General features: G+C 68.0%; 15 protein-coding genes. 8 read left to right on the top strand and 7 right to left on the bottom strand.

Annotated elements, in window-relative coordinates:
• Nucleotides 1-2 precede the first annotated feature (2 nt).
• The 3 genes from pth to AAFU51_03575 all read right to left on the bottom strand — a co-directional run bounded on the left by pth (nucleotide 3) and on the right by AAFU51_03575 (nucleotide 3,253).
• On the bottom strand, nucleotides 3-626 hold the full coding sequence (gene pth, locus AAFU51_03585) for an aminoacyl-tRNA hydrolase (GenBank protein MEO1570329.1): 624 nt from the start codon (nucleotides 624-626) through the stop codon (nucleotides 3-5).
• Nucleotides 627-647: 21 nt separating this feature from the next.
• A complete protein-coding gene (gene dnaB / locus AAFU51_03580; GenBank protein MEO1570328.1) occupies nucleotides 648-2,309 on the bottom strand; it encodes a replicative DNA helicase in 1,662 nt (553 codons plus the stop codon).
• A gap of 89 nt (nucleotides 2,310-2,398) precedes the next feature.
• A complete protein-coding gene (locus tag AAFU51_03575) occupies nucleotides 2,399-3,253 on the bottom strand; it encodes a uracil-DNA glycosylase (protein ID MEO1570327.1) in 855 nt (284 codons plus the stop codon).
• 352 nt (nucleotides 3,254-3,605) lie between these two features.
• Here AAFU51_03575 and AAFU51_03570 point away from each other — a divergent pair, with 352 nt between their 5' ends.
• The gene (locus AAFU51_03570; protein MEO1570326.1) at nucleotides 3,606-4,448 is read left to right on the top strand and encodes an LCCL domain-containing protein; all 843 of its coding nucleotides are present in this window, start codon (nucleotides 3,606-3,608) and stop codon (nucleotides 4,446-4,448) included.
• A gap of 135 nt (nucleotides 4,449-4,583) precedes the next feature.
• Nucleotides 4,584-5,252, top strand: a complete 669-nt coding sequence (locus AAFU51_03565) for an exonuclease domain-containing protein (protein ID MEO1570325.1) — start codon at nucleotides 4,584-4,586, stop codon at nucleotides 5,250-5,252.
• Between the two features lie 3 nt (nucleotides 5,253-5,255).
• Here AAFU51_03565 and AAFU51_03560 read toward each other — a convergent pair whose 3' ends face one another.
• Nucleotides 5,256-6,086, bottom strand: a complete 831-nt coding sequence (locus AAFU51_03560) for a hypothetical protein (GenBank protein MEO1570324.1) — start codon at nucleotides 6,084-6,086, stop codon at nucleotides 5,256-5,258.
• Between the two features lie 124 nt (nucleotides 6,087-6,210).
• Between AAFU51_03560 and AAFU51_03555 the strand changes: the two genes are divergently transcribed.
• Entirely contained in the window at nucleotides 6,211-7,290 is a 1,080-nt protein-coding gene (locus AAFU51_03555; GenBank protein MEO1570323.1) for an ATP-dependent 6-phosphofructokinase, read from the top strand.
• Nucleotides 7,291-7,357: 67 nt separating this feature from the next.
• A complete protein-coding gene (locus AAFU51_03550) occupies nucleotides 7,358-8,734 on the top strand; it encodes a Fic family protein (GenBank protein ID MEO1570322.1) in 1,377 nt (458 codons plus the stop codon).
• A 3-nt stretch (nucleotides 8,735-8,737) separates the two neighbouring features.
• Here AAFU51_03550 and AAFU51_03545 read toward each other — a convergent pair whose 3' ends face one another.
• Complete coding sequence (locus AAFU51_03545; protein ID MEO1570321.1) at nucleotides 8,738-10,048, bottom strand: bifunctional 3,4-dihydroxy-2-butanone-4-phosphate synthase/GTP cyclohydrolase II; 1,311 nt, start codon at nucleotides 10,046-10,048, stop codon at nucleotides 8,738-8,740.
• A 346-nt stretch (nucleotides 10,049-10,394) separates the two neighbouring features.
• Here AAFU51_03545 and AAFU51_03540 point away from each other — a divergent pair, with 346 nt between their 5' ends.
• Nucleotides 10,395-11,870 carry a TolC family protein gene (locus AAFU51_03540; GenBank protein ID MEO1570320.1) on the top strand — a complete coding sequence of 492 codons (1,476 nt, stop codon included), beginning with the start codon at nucleotides 10,395-10,397 and terminating at the stop codon, nucleotides 11,868-11,870.
• 28 nt (nucleotides 11,871-11,898) lie between these two features.
• On the opposite strand, the gene AAFU51_03535 is transcribed toward AAFU51_03540, so the two are convergent.
• Complete coding sequence (locus AAFU51_03535; protein ID MEO1570319.1) at nucleotides 11,899-12,264, bottom strand: four helix bundle protein; 366 nt, start codon at nucleotides 12,262-12,264, stop codon at nucleotides 11,899-11,901.
• A 117-nt stretch (nucleotides 12,265-12,381) separates the two neighbouring features.
• Here AAFU51_03535 and AAFU51_03530 point away from each other — a divergent pair, with 117 nt between their 5' ends.
• From AAFU51_03530 to AAFU51_03520, 3 genes are all read left to right on the top strand, one after another.
• A complete protein-coding gene (locus tag AAFU51_03530; protein ID MEO1570318.1) occupies nucleotides 12,382-13,746 on the top strand; it encodes an efflux RND transporter periplasmic adaptor subunit in 1,365 nt (454 codons plus the stop codon).
• A 102-nt stretch (nucleotides 13,747-13,848) separates the two neighbouring features.
• Nucleotides 13,849-14,565 carry an ABC transporter ATP-binding protein gene (locus tag AAFU51_03525; protein ID MEO1570317.1) on the top strand — a complete coding sequence of 239 codons (717 nt, stop codon included), beginning with the start codon at nucleotides 13,849-13,851 and terminating at the stop codon, nucleotides 14,563-14,565.
• 524 nt (nucleotides 14,566-15,089) lie between these two features.
• Nucleotides 15,090-15,728 (top strand): MarC family protein, encoded by a 639-nt coding sequence (locus AAFU51_03520; GenBank protein MEO1570316.1) that lies wholly within the window; start codon nucleotides 15,090-15,092, stop codon nucleotides 15,726-15,728.
• Between the two features lie 191 nt (nucleotides 15,729-15,919).
• Here the strand turns inward: AAFU51_03520 and AAFU51_03515 are convergent, their stop codons facing one another.
• Complete coding sequence (locus AAFU51_03515; protein ID MEO1570315.1) at nucleotides 15,920-17,101, bottom strand: hypothetical protein; 1,182 nt, start codon at nucleotides 17,099-17,101, stop codon at nucleotides 15,920-15,922.
• Nucleotides 17,102-17,232: the final 131 nt, after the last annotated feature.

Below are 17,232 nucleotides of genomic sequence, written 5' to 3'. Positions count from 1 at the left end.
CCCTACTCTGAGGCGGTGCTCGCAGGCTTTTCCTTGGTCGCGCCCGGGGGCTCTTTGCGGTTATAGCGGTTCATGGCCGTCATCAGGCCGTCGCGGACGAACGAGAGGGCCGCTTTGGCAGCGAAGTTCACGGCTTCGTCGCGGGCTTCCGCTTCGTCGTCGTCGAACGGCGCGAGGACGTAGCGGACCTGCTGGCCTCGCCCGAAGTTGCTCCCGATCCCGACGCGGATGCGCGGGAAGGCGCTCGTCCCCAGCGTGTCGATGATGTCCTGGATGCCGTTGTGGCCGCCTGCGCCGCCCTTGGCCCGCAGCCGGACGGCGCCGAGGGGCAGGGCGAGGTCGTCATACACCACCACCAGGTCGTCGGGCGTGAGGCCGTAGCGGCGGGTGAGCGCGCGGACGGCCTCGCCGGAGCGGTTCATGTACGTCTGCGGCTTCGCCACCACGAGCGCGCGGCCTCGGTGGCTCGCCTCGTCCGCCAGCGACGCGGCCAGGTTGCGCCGCAGCGGGGCCACACCCACCGTCTCGGCGAGGTGGTCCACTACCATGAAGCCGACGTTGTGGCGCGTTGCTTCGTACTCGGGACCGGGGTTGCCGAGGCCGACGATGAGGCGTTTGCGGGCCATCAGAAGGGCAGGGCTGCGTGACTAAAACGGCGCGTCGCCGCCCGAAGGCAGCGGGGGCGGGCTGCCCGCGAAGCCGCCGCCCTGGTCGAAGCCGCCCCCATAGCCAGAGTCGGCGTCGCCGCCGAAGCTGCCCGCGTCCCCGTAGCCGCCGCCGCTGTCGAACGCGGCGTAGTCGGTGCCGCCACCGTAGGGGCTCGGCTGGGCGTACTGCAGGTTCTCGAAGCGGGCGTAGCGGTTCACGAACGCCACCTTCACCGTGCCGATCGGGCCGTTGCGCTGCTTGCCGAGGATGATCTCGGCGAGGCCTTCCGTCGAGTTGCCGTGCTCGTCGGTCGTGATGCCGTAGCGCTCGGCGCGGTAGATGAAGCCGACTACGTCGGCGTCCTGCTCGATGGAGCCCGACTCGCGGAGGTCCGAGACGATGGGCCGCTTGTCGCCCCCGCGCGTCTCGACGGCGCGCGAGAGCTGCGAGAGCGCGATCACCGGCACGTCGATCTCCTTGGCGAGGGCCTTAAGCGAGCGGCTGATCTGCGCGATCTCCTGCTCGCGGCTGCCTCCGCGCCCCTGCGCGCTGCCGTGCATCAGCTGGAGGTAGTCGACCACCACCATGCCGATGTCGTGCTCGGCCTTGAGGCGTCGGCACTTGGCGCGCAGTTCGAGGATGCCGAGCCCGGGCGTGTCGTCGATGAAGATGGGCGCGTTGGCGAGAACCCCGGCGGCGCGGGCGAGGCGCGGCCAGTCGTCGTCGGAGAGGCGACCCGTGCGCGCCGCCTGCGCGTCGATGCGGGCCTCGGAGGTGAGGAGGCGCTGCGCGAGCTGCCCCGCGCTCATCTCCAGCGAGAAGATGGCCACGCCCGCCGGGTGCTCCGGGTGCAGCGCCGCGTTCCGGGCCATCGCCAAGGTCAACGCGGTCTTGCCCATGGAGGGCCTAGCTGCAATAATTACGAGGTCGGAGGGCTGCCAGCCGCCCGTCATGTCGTCGAGCTTTTGGAAGCCCGAGGGGACGCCCGTGATGCCGCCCTCGCGGCCGTGGATGGCCTGGAGGTGTTCGAGCGTGCCCTTGATCACGTTCGAGAGCGAGGCGGCGCCCTTGCGGAGCTGACTCTCCGAGATCTGGAAGATGTCGCGCTCGGCGCGGTCGAGGAGGTCGAAGGCGTCGGTGCCGGGGTCGTAGGCCTGCCCGACAACGCCGGTCATCGTCTCGATCATCTTGCGGAGCAGCGCCTTCTCCGCGATGATGCGCGCGTGGTACTCCACGTTGGCCGCGCTCGCGACCTTCGTGGTCAGCTCCGAGAGGTAGTAGCCGCCGATGCCCTCGAACTGGCCGGCGCGCTTCAGCTCTTCGGTGAGCGTGATGAGGTCGACGGGGTTGCCGCGTTCGAAGAGGGCGAGCACGGCCTCGTAGATGCGGCGGTGGCGCTGGTCGTAGAACGCGTCCGGCGCGAGGATCTCGATGGCCTTCGGGATCGCCTCGCGCTCGATGAGCATGGCCCCGAGCACCGACTGCTCGACGTCGGTCGCCTGCGGTGGGACGCGGCCCGCCTGCTCGTGCAGCGCGACCACGTTGGTGGGACGGCTGTGCCGACGGCTGCTCGTGAGCTTCTCGAGCGGATAGGAGGGCGCGGCCCCCTCGTCGATGTAGAGGGGACGCTGGGCGTCGTCGGAGAGCGGCTGGTCAGCCATTGGAAGGCGTTGAGGAGGGAGCGGCGCGGGTAGGGCGTGCTGGCGGCGGAAAGCAGGCCGTGGAGGTCATGGAGGTCAGGCGGCGCAACTCACGCGCCGACGAGTTGGTCGTAGCGCGTGCGGAGGAGCTTCACGTCCTCCCACGTCGGGCGCTTCCACTGTGGGTTGCGCAGGAGCGCGGCTGGATGGTACGTCACGAGCAGCTGCAGCCCGTAGTAGTCCTGGAACTTGCCCCGCAGCGAGGCCAGGCTCGACGTGCGGCCGAGGAGTCCGTTGCCCGCGCTCTTGCCAACGGCCAGAATGAGCTTCGGGCGCACGAGTTCGATCTGCTTGTAGAGGATCGGGATGTGCGCTTCGACCTCGGCGGGCAGCGGGTCGCGGTTGTTGGGCGGACGGCTCTTGAGGATGTTGGTGATGTAGACCTCCTCGCGCTGGAAGTTGATGGCCTCCAGGATCTTGTTGAGGAGCTGCCCGGCGCGGCCCACGAACGGCTCGCCCTCCTTGTCCTCGTTTGCGCCCGGCGCCTCGCCGACGATCATCAGGTCGGCGTCAGGGTCGCCGGTGCCGAGGACCGGGTTGATGCGGCTCTCGTCGATGGGGACGAGGACGGTGTTGGCGAGGTAGGTGTTGACTTCCGCGAGCGAGGTCATGTCGCGCAGCGGCGAGTCCTCAGGGATGAGCGCGGCGATGCGCTCGTAGGGCGAGAGCGTCTCGTCCTGGCTCGGGTCGGGAAGTGCGCCGAAGAGGTCGGGCATGGCGTCGTCAGCGGTGGCGTCGTCAGCGAGGTCGGTGCGGGAGGCGGCAGACGGTACGGGCGCGGTGTCCGACGGCGTCGGGCCGAGGTTCGGGGCGTCCGGGAGGGCGAAGAGCAACGGCCCAGCGAGGTCGCGCTGGAGGCCGAGCGCGGCGCGGGCGTCGCGGACGAGGTCGAGGACGGTGGCCACGGGGGGAGCGGGGTGTCTGCAGCATGACGCGCCGCCATCCGAGGCGACGGCAGCGCGCAGTGTGGCCTTCATGTTACGCGATGGAGGGGGGAAGGACCAGGGAGGCTCGGTGGAATCGGCCCACCAACTATCCACGCGGCTATCCACAGGACCGACACACCACAGGACCGACACACCACAGGACCGACACACCACAGGACCGACACACCACAGGGCGGGCTCGGCAGAAGCGCGCTGGAGCTAAACCCCCGGCTCCGGGGATTGAAGCCGCCGACGCAAACCCCGAACCTGTCGGCTCACCCGGTCTGCCCTAGGTCGCCTGGGTCTTCCCTCCACGACCCTCCTCAGTTTGATGCACACGCTTCGCTATCTCCTCCTCTCTGCCTCGCTCCTCGTCCTCGCCGTCGGGTGCGACAGCAACGGCCCGGACACCGACACGCCCGATCCGGGGTCTCAGCCCATTGCGCCGGGCAACGCGGACGCGCTGAGCCAGGCGCTTCAGATCGCCGGTGCCACGCGCCTCGACGGGGCCGCACCGAGCCCGACGACCGATGCCGAGACGCCCGTGGTCGGCAACGGTGCCGACGCGGTCACAGCCGGGCCAGGCGGGGCCGTCACGCTCCGTTTCGGCGCCGTCGGCGACTTCGCAGGCGTCTACTTCCTCGTGCAGGGCGCGAGTGGGTACTTCCAGATCCCAGGTGCCGACGGAGCGCTTCAGCTCGACCTCCCGGACAACCTCGCTGCCGGGACGTTCACGGTCGTCTACTGCGTCTACACCGGCAACGGCCTCGTAAGCCAACCCATCACGACTACGATCAGCGTCGACCCGGACGCTACCGACGCGAGCGGCGGCACCACCGATCCACCCAGCAGCGGCGGGCCCGCTACGGAGGAAGGCGAGATCGAGTGGCTCCAGAATGCCGTGCCGTACCGGGACCGCGGCGTCGGTGCTCGCCTCCGCTTCGACTGCGCGGCGGGCGGCAGCCTGCGCACGGTCTGGGGGACGGACCTCTACACCGACGACTCCTCGATCTGCACGGCTGCGGTCCACGCTGGCGCGATCACGCAAGCCACGGGCGGTAGCGTCGTGATCGAACTGCGGCCGGGGGCAGATGGCTACACCGGTTCGGAGCGCAACGGCGTGACCACGAGCAACTGGGGATCCTGGGGCAACAGCTTCGTGATCGTCGATTGATCGGACAGCATCTCCGGCGATGTAGCGCGAGGCCGGGGTCGGGCATGACCTAGGCCTCGCGGTGTGATGGGACGGCAGGGGGCAGGAGCGTACCTTCTTCGGAAGCGGTTCCGAATCGTCCTTCGCTGTCCGGCTATGTTCGACGCCTTCCAACGCCAGCGCTACCGCCGCCGCGTCTCCGGCGGTCCGATGCGGGCGTTCCTCGACGCCCCGCCGCCAGACCCGCGTACGCCCCTCGGCGAGGTGGAGCTGCTGTCGCTCGACTTGGAAACGACGGGCCTCGACCCGAAGCGCGATGCGATCCTGAGCGTGGGCAGCGTGCCCGTCGTGGGTGGTGCCGTGAAGGTCGGGCAGAGCGCGCACGTGCTCGTGCGGGCCGACCGCTCCGTGGCGCAGAGCGCGACCGTGCACGGCCTGCTCGACTGCGACGTGGAGGAGGGTATCTCGCTCGAAGACGCCCTCGCGCATGTGCTGGAGCGATTGGCTGGCCGCGTTCTTCTTGCGCACCACGCCGTCTTCGACCACGGCTGCCTCGACCATGCCTGCCGCGTCGTCTACGGCGTCCCGCTCCTCGTACCGACCGTCGATACGCTTGCGATCGCCCGGCGCAGGCATCACGCCCGTGCCCACCAGCACCACGGCACGGCCGCGCCCGACGCGTTTCGCCTCGCCACGCTTCGCGAGGCGCACGGCCTCCCCGCCTACCACGCGCACAACGCGCTCTCGGACGCGCTCGCCACGGCGGAGCTGTTCCTCGCCATGATCGCCGAGGATGCCACGCTGCGGCTCAAGGACGTGCTCTAAGCGTCACTCGCCGCGGAACGACACCGTCACGGTCGTCTGTGCCTCCATGTCGATGCCGGGCGTCGCGGCGACCCGGTCGGCCAACTCGTCGGTCGAGGTGGGCGGCCCTTGCGCGTCGAGGCGGTTGAAGGCGTCCGGGTCGGCCAGCAACTCGTCGAAGTCGAAGCGCATCAGCGTGATCGCGCCTGCATCCTCGAACGTGGCGTCGGTCGCCGTCACGGTGCCCTGCGGCTCAACGCGCAGCGTCGCCTGCATCCCCTGGAGCATAGCCCGTAGCATCTCGATGCCGCTCTCGTCCTTGGTGGTGCCCGGCGTGCCGAGGCCACCAAGGCCCGTGCTCATCGCCCCGTCGTCGCCCAGCAGGTTGGGCATCTGAATAGCGAGCTGGGCCGGAGCGTCTCCCGTGGCTGGCTGGAAGTCGAACGTGACGATGTCCGACGGCGACGAGTCGGGGCCGGTCGCGCCGAGCGACGAGGGCGGTTCGGGGGCCAGCGGCAGGGCGAGGGTCGTCACATCTTCCACACGGTACGTGGCCACGTAGCCTTGCTCGCCGTCCCCGTCGATCGACTTCACGCCCTCGAACGTGACGCCGGGGCCGTAGCCCTTCGCCGCTGAGCGCAACGCCTCCTCGTCGATGAGCGAAAACGCGCCCTTCTGATCCGGGTCCAGTTCGGCGAGGGCCTGCATGCGCTCGTAGGCCTCCGTGCTCATCGTGATGGACGAGAGGAGCCGCGCGCTGCCGTCGGGGAAGACCCGCAGCACGGTGTGAAACTGGAAGCAGCCGCTGAGCCCGAGGGCCAGAGCGAGGACGACGAGGAAGCGAAGCGCGCGCATGAGAGCCAGAGAAAGCCGTGAAGGAGAAGCCAGAAGCTACTCGCCTGCAGCGCGACGGTCCGGCATCGGGGCGCGTAGTTTTCGACATTCGCACGTTTCTCCTCGTCCACGTCCACCGCACCCCATGCGCCTTGGCCTCCTCACCGGCGGCGGCGACTGCCCCGGCCTCAACGCCGTCATCCGCGCCGTCACGAAGACCCTCCTGTTCCGCGCCGACGCGACCGTGATCGGCTTCGAGGACGGCTTCCTCGGCCTCATCGAGCAGCGCGCCCGCCCGCTCCAGTACCGCGATGCGAGCGGCATCCTCACCCTCGGCGGTACGGTACTCGGGACATCCAACAAGGCCAACCCCTTCCGTTTTTACAAAGAGGACGACCGCGACGTGTCCGACGAGGTCGTCGCCTACGCCCGTGACCTCAAGCTCGACGGCCTCGTCGCGATCGGCGGGGACGGCACGATGTCGATCTGCCACCGCCTTCACGAGAAGGGTCTCCCCATTGTTGGCGTGCCGAAGACGATCGATAACGACCTCGTCGGCACGGACCAGACGTTTGGCTTTGACACGGCCGTGATGATCGCTACGGAGGCGATGGACCGGCTCCACACGACCGCGCAGAGCCACCACCGGGTGATGATTCTGGAGACGATGGGGCGCTACGCAGGCTGGATCGCGCTCCATGCGGGTGTCGCGGCCGGCGCCGACGTCATTCTGATCCCCGAGTTCGAGTACGACATCGCCGAGGTCGCGCGGGTGTGCCGCGAGCGCGAGCGCGGCGGGCAGCGTTTCACCATCATCTGCATGGCCGAGGGCGCGAAGCCGAAGGGCGGCAGCTATACCGTCTCCGACATCGTCGAGGACTCGCCCGACCCGATCCGGCTCGGCGGCGCGTGCCGAGCGCTCGCGCAGGTGCTGGAGCACCACATCGAGAGCGAGATCCGCACAACGATCCTCGGCCACGTCCAGCGCGGCGGCACGCCCACGCCGTTCGACCGCGTGCTCGCGACCCGCTTCGGCGAGCACGCCGCGCGCCTCGCCATCGCCGGGCAGTTCGGCCGCATGGCCACGCTCGACGGCGGCGCGATGTCGAGCATCGGGCTCAACGAGGTCGCCAACAAGGTGAAGAACGTCGAGCCCGGCAACCCCGTCGTCGACGCGGCGCTGTCGGTCGGGACCTCGTTCGGCGTGGCGAGCCTGCGGCTGTAGGCTGGCCCGGAGCAAACCTCGCGGGTGTGGGTAGCTTGCAAAGCCTGTCGCTTTGTAGCTGCCGTCCATGGACCTCGCCCCGATCCTCGCCCGCATCGACGCCCAGCGCGCTGAGATCGATGCGCTGCGTCCGCTGCCTGCCGACCAACTCGGGCGCGCGATGCAGCGGCTGCGGCTGGAGTGGACCTATCACTCGAACGCCATCGAGGGCAACCAACTGACCTACGGCGAGACGCGGGCGCTGCTGCTCCACGGCGTCACCGCGCAGGGCAAGCCGCTCAAGGACCACCTCGACATCAAGGGCCACCGCGAGGCGCTCGACTATCTCGAACGCTTCGTGCAGAGCAAAGAGCCACTCGCGCTCACGAACGTCCGCGAACTGCACCGGCTACTCCTCGGCGACACGTACGAGATCGAGGTCGAAGAGCCCGACGGGCGGCGGTCGAAGCGGACGAAGGACGGCGGCGCGTTCAAGGACCACCCCAACAACGTGCGCACGGCGACGGGCGAGATCCACTACTACGCCACGCCGGAGGAGACGCCCGCGCGGATGACGGACCTCATCGACTGGCTGCGGGACGAGCAAGCGCATGTGGAGGACGGCACGCTGCATCCGGTCGTGTATGCCGCTGCGTTCCACCACCGCTTTGTGGCGATCCACCCGTTCCCCGACGGCAACGGCCGCATGGCGCGGCTGCTGATGAACCTCGTGCTGATGCGCGCGGGCTACGTCCCGGCCGTCGTCCGCCAGGAAGCGCGCGACGCCTACTACGGCGTCCTCGCGCAGGCCGACGGCGGCGAGCTAGAGCCGTTCACCGCTTTCGTCGCCGACGAACTCGCCGCGACGATGACGCTCTTCCTCCGGGCCCTTCGCGGCGAACCTGACCCCGACGAGTTCGACCGTCGCATTGCGTTGTTGGAACAGGAAGCGAAAGGCATGCGGCGAACCGCTGAAGCTTCTGTGTGGAGTGTGAACCGTTCGAGGGAGGCTCACGAATGCGTTGTTGTTCCTTTATGGAAGGCGACTCAGCCAAGGATGAGGCAAGTAGCCAGACTGTTCGAGGAGACGAAGGTCAGTATATCGATCTACTCGGATGAGTCGGAATTTGGTAGGCACTTCGACGAAACGACTGCTGAAGATGCTCTAAGTGAGGCGTCCAATGGTTCGTGGAGGCAGATGCGGATTCTCTGGTTTTGCAAGGGTTACCTTGCTGGAGGCCTAGAGCAAGCTGTTCCGGTAGGATTTTCGGTGCGCATGGAAGACCGTTTTGCGACTCTGGCCCCAGGGATATCGCTGTTCGTGCGTCCAGGTGTCTACTCGTGGAAATACCCTGGTACTCCATCCTTGACGGAGGTCACGCGATTCGCGAGCGAATTCGAACAAGACGTCCTAACGTGGCTTGATACGCTCCAAGCCAGAGCTGACCAAAAACTTGAGGAATGACTCTCAGTCTGTCCCCAGCACGCCGCCGAGGGCGGCCTGCGTGTGGGCGTCCGTGCCCTGCAGGATCATGTGGCCCATGCGGTCGCGCTTCGTCTCCAGGTAGCGCGCGTTGTTCTCGTTCGGCTCGATCTCGATGGCGACGCGCTCGGTGATCTCCAGGCCATAGCCCGAGAGGCCGATGCGCTTCTTCGGGTTGTTGGTCATCAGCCGGATCTGGCGAATACCCAGGTCACGGAGGATCTGGCAGCCGATGCCGTAGTCGCGGTGGTCCATCTTGAAGCCGAGCGCGAGGTTGGCCTCGACGGTGTCCATGCCCTGCTCCTGCAGCTTGTAGGCCTTGAGCTTGTTGATGAGGCCGATGCCGCGGCCCTCCTGCTTCATGTAGAGCACGACGCCCTGCCCGACGCGCTCGACCTGGCTGAGCGCGCGGGCGAGCTGGTCGCCGCAGTCGCAGCGCTCCGAGCCGAAGATGTCGCCGGTGACGCACTGGCTGTGGACGCGTACGAGCACGGGGTCGTCCTCGCGGAACGGGACGCGGCCCCCGCCTTCACTTGGGGGCGCGAGCGCGGCGCTGCCCTCGGGGTGCTTCACGAGCGCGAGGTGGTTGTCGCCGGTGAGCACCTCCTCGTAGGCCACGAGCGTGAAGTCGCCGAAGCGCGTCGGCATGTCGACCGCGATGACGCGCTGTACGAGCTTCTCGTGGCGCATCCGGTAGGCGATGAGGTCCTTGATCGTGACGAGCGGCATCCCGTGCTGGTCGGCGATCTTCCGGAGGTCGGGCACGCGCGCCATGGTGCCGTCCTCGTTCATGATCTCGATGAGGACGCCCGCTGGGTGTAGCCCTGCCATGCGAGCGAGGTCGACGGCGGCCTCGGTGTGGCCCGCCCGCCGCAGCACGCCGCCCGTCTGGGCGCGGAGCGGGAAGATGTGACCGGGCCGCGCGAAATCGGTCGGCTTCGAGGCGGGGTCGGCGAGCGCGCGGATCGTCTTGGCGCGGTCGGCGGCGGAGATGCCGGTCGAGGTGCCGAGGTTGTAGTCGACGGAGACGGTGAACGGCGTGTCGTGGAGCGAGGTATTGCTCTGCTCCATCATCGGGAGGTCGAGCGCGGCAGCCCGCTCGCGGGTGATCGCGACGCACATCAGCCCGCGCCCCTCGCGCGCCATAAAGTTGGCGAGGTCCGGCGTGACGAGTTCGGCCGCCCCGATGAAGTCGCCTTCGTTCTCGCGGTCCTCGTCGTCCACGACCACGATGAGGCGGCCGTTCTGGATCGCCTCGATGGCGTCTTCGATGGGATCGAAACGGGTGTCGGCCATGGGATGCCGGTCAGGAGTCTGGGGGTAGAGCAGAGAGGCCCGGTGGGCAGGCAGTGCCAACCCGTCAGCCGGATGGAGGTTCGGGGTGCGGGAGAGGCTGGCGTCGTGCGGCTGCGATTCATTGAGATCAATACCTCATCGAATCAGACTGGTGGGTCCCCGCATGCGCGGGGATGACTATTGGGACGGCCGGGTTGTGCAGAACATCTCATGCAACCCACCACAAGCGACAGTGAACGCCGTGAGTGTCGCACAGGCGGGCAAAGCGACCGAACCACCCCCGCTTGTAACATTCCACCGAGCCTCTCCGTCAACCGCGTCGATTCTGTCGCCCTATCCCGACCCCATGCACCTCCGCCTCCTCGTCATCGCGGTCCTGCTAGCCGCCGCCCCCCTTGCCCTCGCCCAAGAGACCCGGACGATCTCCTTCGACGAGGCCGTCCGCATCGCGCTCGACCAGAACGTGCGCCTCCAGCAGGCCGAACTCACCACCCGAAGCGCCGACCTCGACGTGTCGCGGCAGCGCGCGCAGATGTTCCTGCCCAACGTTTCCGCGTCGATGCGGCCCTCGCAGCAGTACGGCCTCGCCTTCAACCAGACGACGGGCCAGTTGGAGAACGAGACCACCAACGTCTTCTCGGCCGACATCTCGGGGAGCGTGAACGTGTTCAACGGCTTCGCCGATCAGGCCGGCCTCGCGGCGGCCCGGCTCCGTGCCCGTTCCGGCGCGCTCTCCGAGGAGCGCACGCGCCAGGACATCGTCTTCGAGGTCGCCTCGCGCTACCTCCAGGTGCTCCTCGACGAACAACTGGTGGCGATCCAGGAGGAGGCCGTCGAGGCCGAGCGGGTGCAGGTCGAGCGCATCCAGAGCCTCGTGGACGCCGGAGCGCGGCCCGCCGTGGACGTGCTGCGCCAGGAGGCGCTGGCCGCCGAGCGCGAGCTAGGCCTCCTCCGCGCGCAGAACGCCGCGACGGTCTCTGCGACGCAGCTCGTGCAGACGCTTCAGCTCGACCCCTTCGGCACCTACACCTTCTCCGCGCCGCCGCTTGAAGCCCTCGAAGCCACGTTCGAGACGTTCGACCTCGACGAACTGCTGCGCGGTGCCCTCGACGCCCGCGACGACCTCCGCGCCCAGGAGCTCGAAATCGAGGCGCTCGGCCAGGACATCAAGCAGGCGCGTGCGGGCTATCTCCCGTCGGTGGTGCTTTTCGCGGGCTACGGCTCCAGCTACGCCAGTTCGGCCCAGCAGGTCGCCACGGATGCCGAGGGCAACACCATCGTGCTGGACCCGGGCACCACGGTGACTACCTCCGGCGGCGACATCGTCCAGATCGACGGCGACCCGTTCATCGTGGGCACGCAGTTCGCCTTCGAGGACACGCCGTTCTCCGACCAGTTCTTCGACACCAACCGCGGCGGCAACATCGGCCTCTCGGTCACCATCCCCATCTTCGACCGCTTCCAGACGCGGACGCAGGTGCAGCAGGCCCAGATCCGTGCAAGCAACGCCCGGCTGACGCTCGAGAGCCTGGAGCAAAGTGTCGCGCTGGAGGTCCGCCAGGCCTACCTCGACTACCAGAACGCGGCCCGCGCCCTCGACGTGTCCGCCGTGCAGGTCGAGTCCGCCGAGGCCGCGCTCAGCGTCGAGCAGGAGCGCTACGAGTTCGGCGCATCCACTTTCGCCGACCTCGCCCAGGCCCGCGCCGCTGCCGTGCAGGCGCAGTCCGACCGCGCCCAGGCCATCTACACCTTCTTCTTCCGCCGCCGCCTCCTCGACTACGCCCTCGGCGCCCTCGACTTCGCGCAGCCGCTGTTTGAGTGAGCGCAGCGGTGTTGCAGTGCAGCGGTGTTTAGGTGCTACGAAGGTGGCGCATCAGTCCGTTAAGCATGCGCGCGATCCGCCGAGCTTCTCCATTCAACTCATCAAACGTCTTGCTATCGATGTAGTCCGCGTCGAGCGCCGCATAGCACTGGGCACGCAACTCACCAGCAGAGCCGCGGGCGATGCTCAGAAACTGATGAAATTCCTTACGGCTCCGACGCTCAAATCCCTCTGCGATGTTGGACATGACCGACACGCTTGCTCTCCGCATCTGCCGAACAAGGTCATAGTCGCGCGCGAACGCCCCGCTTTGTGTCAACGCACAGACGCGCCGCGTCAGCGCACGGGCTAGCTGCCACGCTTGAATGTCCTCGAACGAAGTAAACGTCGCCATGTGAGTCTGAAACGGTCAAATTTCGAACGGATAGACATCCTGCAAGCCGTGGCGTAACCCCGCACCGCGACACTCTCCACCCTTACGAGCCCCACTCGTACTTCCTACACCCACCTCATGGCATCCTCATCGAGCCCCACCAAGAAGATCCTCATAGGCCTGGGCGTTCTGCTCGTGGTGCTCATCCTCGTGGTGGCCATCGGAGCGGCGACAGGCAATCTCGGCGGCGGGTCGAGCGGTATGGAGGTCGAGACGGCCGAGGCACAGGTGCGCACGGTCACGCAGACCGTCACCGCGTCCGGCAAGGTACAGCCCGAGATCGAGGTCAAGATCGCCTCGGACGTCTCCGGCGAGATCATCCGGCTCACCGTGGAGGAGGGCGACCGCGTCGAGCGGGGCCAGCTCCTTGTGCAGGTGCAGCCGGAGGTCTACATCACGCAGCGCGACCAGGCGCGCGCCGGGCTCCTCCAGGCGCAGGCCGACAGCGCCCGCGCTGCCGCCGAGCTGATCCGCGCCCGCACCGAGCTCGATCGCCAGGAGGCCCTCTTCGAACGGCAGGCCGTCTCCGACGCCGACCTCGTCGCCGCGCGCGCCTCCGCCGACGTCGCCAAGGCCAACCTCGACGCGGCGAGCTTCCGCACCGAGAGCAGCCGCGCGATCCTCAGCCAGGCCGCCACGGAGCTGCGCCGGACAAGCATCTACGCGCCGATGAGCGGCACCGTGAGCCAGCTCAACGTCGAGGAAGGCGAGCGCGTCGTCGGCACGGCGCAGTTCGACGGCACCGAGCTGATGCGCATCGCCGAGCTCGACCAGATGCTCCTCGAGGTCGACATCAACGAGAACGACATCGTGAACATAGCCCTCGCTGACACGGCGCGCGTGGAAATCGACGCCTACCCGGAGCAGCCCTTCCAGGGCATCGTCACGCAGATCGCCAACTCGGCGCGCGTGGAGGGCGCGGGCACGCAGGAGCAGATCACCAACTTCCCCGTCGAGGTTCGCATCGTCAGTGACGATGGGCGGGCGCTCGTTGCGACCCCGCCCGGGGAGGCCCCGCCCGCGCCGAGCACGCAGCTCCGCCCTGGCATGAGCGGCACCGTGGACGTGTTCACGGAGACGACGCCCAGCGCTATCGTCGTACCGATCCAGGCGGTGACGGTGCGCGACTACAACAACCTCGAACGCGCTGACGAGGAGGAGGACGCGGACGAGGAGGACGCCGAGAATGACTCGATCAACACCTTCGAGGTCGTCGAGGAGGACCTCCGCCGCGTGGTCTTCGTCGTGCGCGACGGCAAGGCCGAGATCGTAGAGGTCGAGACCGGCATCGCCGACGACACCTACATCGAGATCCGCTCGGGCCTCCAGGCAGGCGAGCAGGTCATCACCGGCCCCTTCCGCGCGCTCCGCACCGAACTCAAGCCCGGCCAGACTGTCGAGATTGGCACGGGCGACAACGAGCGCCGCAGCCGTCGGAGCTAGGCCGTCGAATGAATGCAGCGGTGCGGCGGTGTTGCCGTGCAGCAGTACGCTCTTGACCCCCACCGCAACACTGCCTCACGGCATCACCGCAACACTCCCGCAATGGACCCCGTCATCCGCATCGAAGACGTCTGGAAAACCTACCAGATGGGCACGCAAGAGGTGCACGCGCTGCGCGGCCTCTCGCTGGAGGTGCACCCCAACGAGTACGTCGCCATCATGGGCCCGTCCGGCTCCGGCAAGTCGACGCTGATGAACATCATCGGCTGCCTCGACGTGCCGACCTCCGGGAGCTACGTGCTCGACGGGCGCGACGTGAGTCGCCTCTCGGACAACGACCTTGCCGACGTGCGCAACCGCGAGATCGGGTTCGTCTTCCAGACGTTCAACCTGCTCGCCCGGCAGACCTGCATCCAAAACGTCGAGCTGCCGCTGATCTACGCGGGTGTCTCGAAGCGCACCCGCCGCGAGCGGGCCGTCGAGGTGCTCACCGACGTCGGCCTCGGCGACCGCGTCGAGCACAAGCCGAACGAGCTCTCGGGCGGGCAGCGGCAGCGTGTGGCCGTAGCGCGTGCGCTCATCAACCGCCCGGCCATCCTCCTCGCCGACGAGCCGACCGGCAACCTGGACACGGCGACGAGCGAGGACATCATGCGGCTCTTCGAGACGCTCTACCGGCAGGGCAACACGCTGCTGGTGGTGACGCACGAGGAGGACATCGCGCAGCACGCCCGCCGCATCGTGCGCCTGCGCGACGGCCTCGTGGAGTCCGACACGCGCGTCGTGGCACCGACGCTGGCGGAGGAGGCGGTGGTGTAGCTGCTGCCACGTCTCGTGCTGCCTATCAGCTTCGGCCGGACACGCGACACGAAGCACGCAACACATGCTGTGACGCGGAGCCCGCCAGACGTGCTGTGCCACAGCATCGACGTGCTGTGCCATAGCATCAGCGAGTTCTGTACGCCGGTCCTGTGGATTGCGAAGGAGCCGCGTGGAGCCGTTGAAGGGCGTGTGAGATCGTTCCCGCGGCCTCACGGATGCGAAACAGCCGATGCTGCGCTGCGTCATGGGGGCCGACGCTGACACAGCGCCCAGTCTACGGGTGCAGCCGGCCGGCCCCGTAAGGCCGACGTGCTGCACCCGTCTTGTTTGGGACGCCCTCCGGGCAAGCCCTTTGTCATTGGTTTCTGGTCTTTTGCAGGTGGTGCATAGACCTCTCTCCCTTCGACCTGCACGATGCGACGTCGGTAGGCTCTTAGCCCTCAGGTGTACCGCTCCACACCGGGTCCCGGAGCCCGACCCCAAACATCCTACTTCCCCCTTCGAACTTCTCCCTTCGCGACGTGGACTTCTCCTTCCTGAGCGTCTTCCTCGAAGCGTTCCTGCCGCTCTTCGTGGCCTTCAACATCCCCGGCATCCTCCCGCTCTACATCGGGCTGACGGAGACGATGGACCCGCGCGCACGGTGGCGGCTGCTCGTGCGCGCGCTCACGGTCGCGTTCGTGATCGCGGTACTGATGCTGTTCGCGGGCCAGGTCATCTTTCAGGTACTCGGCATCACCGTCAACGACCTCCGTGTGGGCGGCGGCCTGATCCTGCTCATCCTCGCGATCACCGATCTGCTCTTCAGCGAGCAGATGCAGTCGCGGCGCTCCGGCAACGGCAAGCACGACGACGAGGAGGACGATATAGCCCCCGACGCCGATGCCCTCGCGGTTGTCCCGCTCGGCATCCCGCTCATCATGGGGCCGGCGGCGATCACCACCATCCTCGTCTCGCAGCAGAGCTACGGCTACGCGCCCACGCTGCTCTCCGTGGTCGTCAACATGGCGCTCGTGCTGACGGCGTTCCACTTCGGCCCGCGCCTGATGACGCTCCTCGGCCCGAGCACATCGAAGGCCATCGCGAAGGTCGCCAGCCTCTTCCTCGCCGCCATCGCCGTGGCGATGATCCGGACCGGCATCACGCTCATGCTGCGGTGAGTGCTATTCAATCCGGAAGCCCCATCGAACGCCGACCTGACGTGCGAGGCTGGTATTGGGTGTGCAGGTGTGAACGTGTGGACGAGACCTCTCCCCTTCACACGTTTATACCTGCACACCTTGGCCCTGCGAGCAGACTCGGTATCCGGAGCAACGAGTGAAGGTCGGGTGCCCTCTACTCCTCACGTCTCTCATCGCCCCACGTTGAAGAGCGGGAGGACGCGGGCGAGGCCGTTGTCGCGGACGATGTTGACAAGGCCGAGCTGCACGCCGCGCAGTGTGTGGGTGTAGTTCACGATCCCGATCATCAGGCCGCTCTGAGTGCCCGTGGACCAGTTGACCGGCGCGAGGCCGACGCCGCGGTGTTCGCCGTTCTCGACAACGCGGTTGACGCCGCCCGTCACAGCGAGGCCGTTGATGTCATAGCCGACGTTGGCGAGGCCGGCCACGAGGAGCCACCGCGCGTCGCCGCCGACGACGTTGGCAAGGCCGGCGATCTGCGCCCCGCGGAGCTCGTCCCCGACGATGGTTACGAGGCCGCCTGTCACGAGGCCCCGCGCGTCTTCGCCGACGACGGTAGCGAGGTTGCTCGCCATGATGCCCGAGGCATCCTCGCCAACGATCATCCCGAGGCCGCCCCACGCCAGCCCGGTCAGGTCCTCGCCGACGACCGTCCCGAGGCCGCCCGCGAAGATGCCCTGCCCCTCTGCGCCGACGATGGTGCCGAGGCCGCCCAGGCCGATCCCGCTGAAGCTGTCGCCCGAGACGGTGCCGATGAAGCTGGCGAGCACGCCCGTGGCCTCCTCGCCCGCGATCGCGGCCAGCCCGCCGCCACCGATGCCATAGAACTCCTCCCCGGCGACGAAGGCCAGGCCGCCCAGTCCGATCCCGCTGAACGCCTCGCCGCCGACCGTTGCGAGGCCCGCGACGCTGATGCCGCGGAAGTTGTCGCCCGCGACGGTGGCGAGGCCTGAGACGCCGACGCCTGTGAACTCGTCGCCCGAGACGACGGCCAGGCCGCCGACCCCGATGCCGTTGAACGCGTCATCGGCCACGACGCCGAGCACACCAAGGCCGAGGCCGTTGATCTCGCCCGCGCCCGTCGAGGGCAGCCCCAGCGCGAGGCCGTTGACCGTCCCGTAGCGCACCCGCGTCGAGTCATAGTAGGGCGTCCACAGCGTGAGGTTGATGCCGTTGACCTCGCGGAGGTAGCGGTCGCGGAAGTTGAGCCGGAGCCCGTTGACGCGTTCCGCATCGCCGATGGCGATCCCCGTGTCGTTGATGGTGAGGTCGAGGCTGCGGCCTTCCTGAGCCGCGGCGATGGGAACGAGAACGAAGGCAACGAGCAGGAGCGCGAAGAGGCGAGTCAGCATGGGGCGTCGTGATGGAGGCGTCTGGGTGAGAGTGATGCCGCGCGCTACGGAGCGCCTCGGTCCCGGTTGCGCTCTCCGTCGCGTCGCGTGGCCTCGGTGGTCCGTGACGCCTGGCCCACAAACAGCAGCGC

It is taken from the genome of Bacteroidota bacterium (assembly GCA_039821555.1).
GTDB lineage: Bacteria > Bacteroidota > Rhodothermia > Rhodothermales > Rubricoccaceae > JBCBEX01.
This window is presented reverse-complemented; position numbering and strand designations above follow the sequence as displayed.

Bases quoted from the DNA above. Each gene is read 5' to 3' on its own strand.
- AAFU51_03550 (MEO1570322.1), top strand. From the start codon at position 7,358: ATGGACCTCGCCCCGATCCTCGCCCGCATCGACGCCCAGCGCGCTGAG.
- AAFU51_03530 (MEO1570318.1), top strand. From the start codon at position 12,382: ATGGCATCCTCATCGAGCCCCACCAAGAAGATCCTCATAGGCCTGGGC.
- AAFU51_03555 (MEO1570323.1), top strand. From the start codon at position 6,211: ATGCGCCTTGGCCTCCTCACCGGCGGCGGCGACTGCCCCGGCCTCAAC.
- AAFU51_03535 (MEO1570319.1), bottom strand. From the start codon at position 12,264: ATGGCGACGTTTACTTCGTTCGAGGACATTCAAGCGTGGCAGCTAGCC.
- AAFU51_03545 (MEO1570321.1), bottom strand. From the start codon at position 10,048: ATGGCCGACACCCGTTTCGATCCCATCGAAGACGCCATCGAGGCGATC.
- dnaB (MEO1570328.1), bottom strand. From the start codon at position 2,309: ATGGCTGACCAGCCGCTCTCCGACGACGCCCAGCGTCCCCTCTACATC.
- AAFU51_03560 (MEO1570324.1), bottom strand. From the start codon at position 6,086: ATGCGCGCGCTTCGCTTCCTCGTCGTCCTCGCTCTGGCCCTCGGGCTC.
- AAFU51_03525 (MEO1570317.1), top strand. From the start codon at position 13,849: ATGGACCCCGTCATCCGCATCGAAGACGTCTGGAAAACCTACCAGATG.
- AAFU51_03540 (MEO1570320.1), top strand. From the start codon at position 10,395: ATGCACCTCCGCCTCCTCGTCATCGCGGTCCTGCTAGCCGCCGCCCCC.
- AAFU51_03565 (MEO1570325.1), top strand. From the start codon at position 4,584: ATGTTCGACGCCTTCCAACGCCAGCGCTACCGCCGCCGCGTCTCCGGC.
- pth (MEO1570329.1), bottom strand. From the start codon at position 626: ATGGCCCGCAAACGCCTCATCGTCGGCCTCGGCAACCCCGGTCCCGAG.
- AAFU51_03515 (MEO1570315.1), bottom strand. From the start codon at position 17,101: ATGCTGACTCGCCTCTTCGCGCTCCTGCTCGTTGCCTTCGTTCTCGTT.
- AAFU51_03570 (MEO1570326.1), top strand. From the start codon at position 3,606: ATGCACACGCTTCGCTATCTCCTCCTCTCTGCCTCGCTCCTCGTCCTC.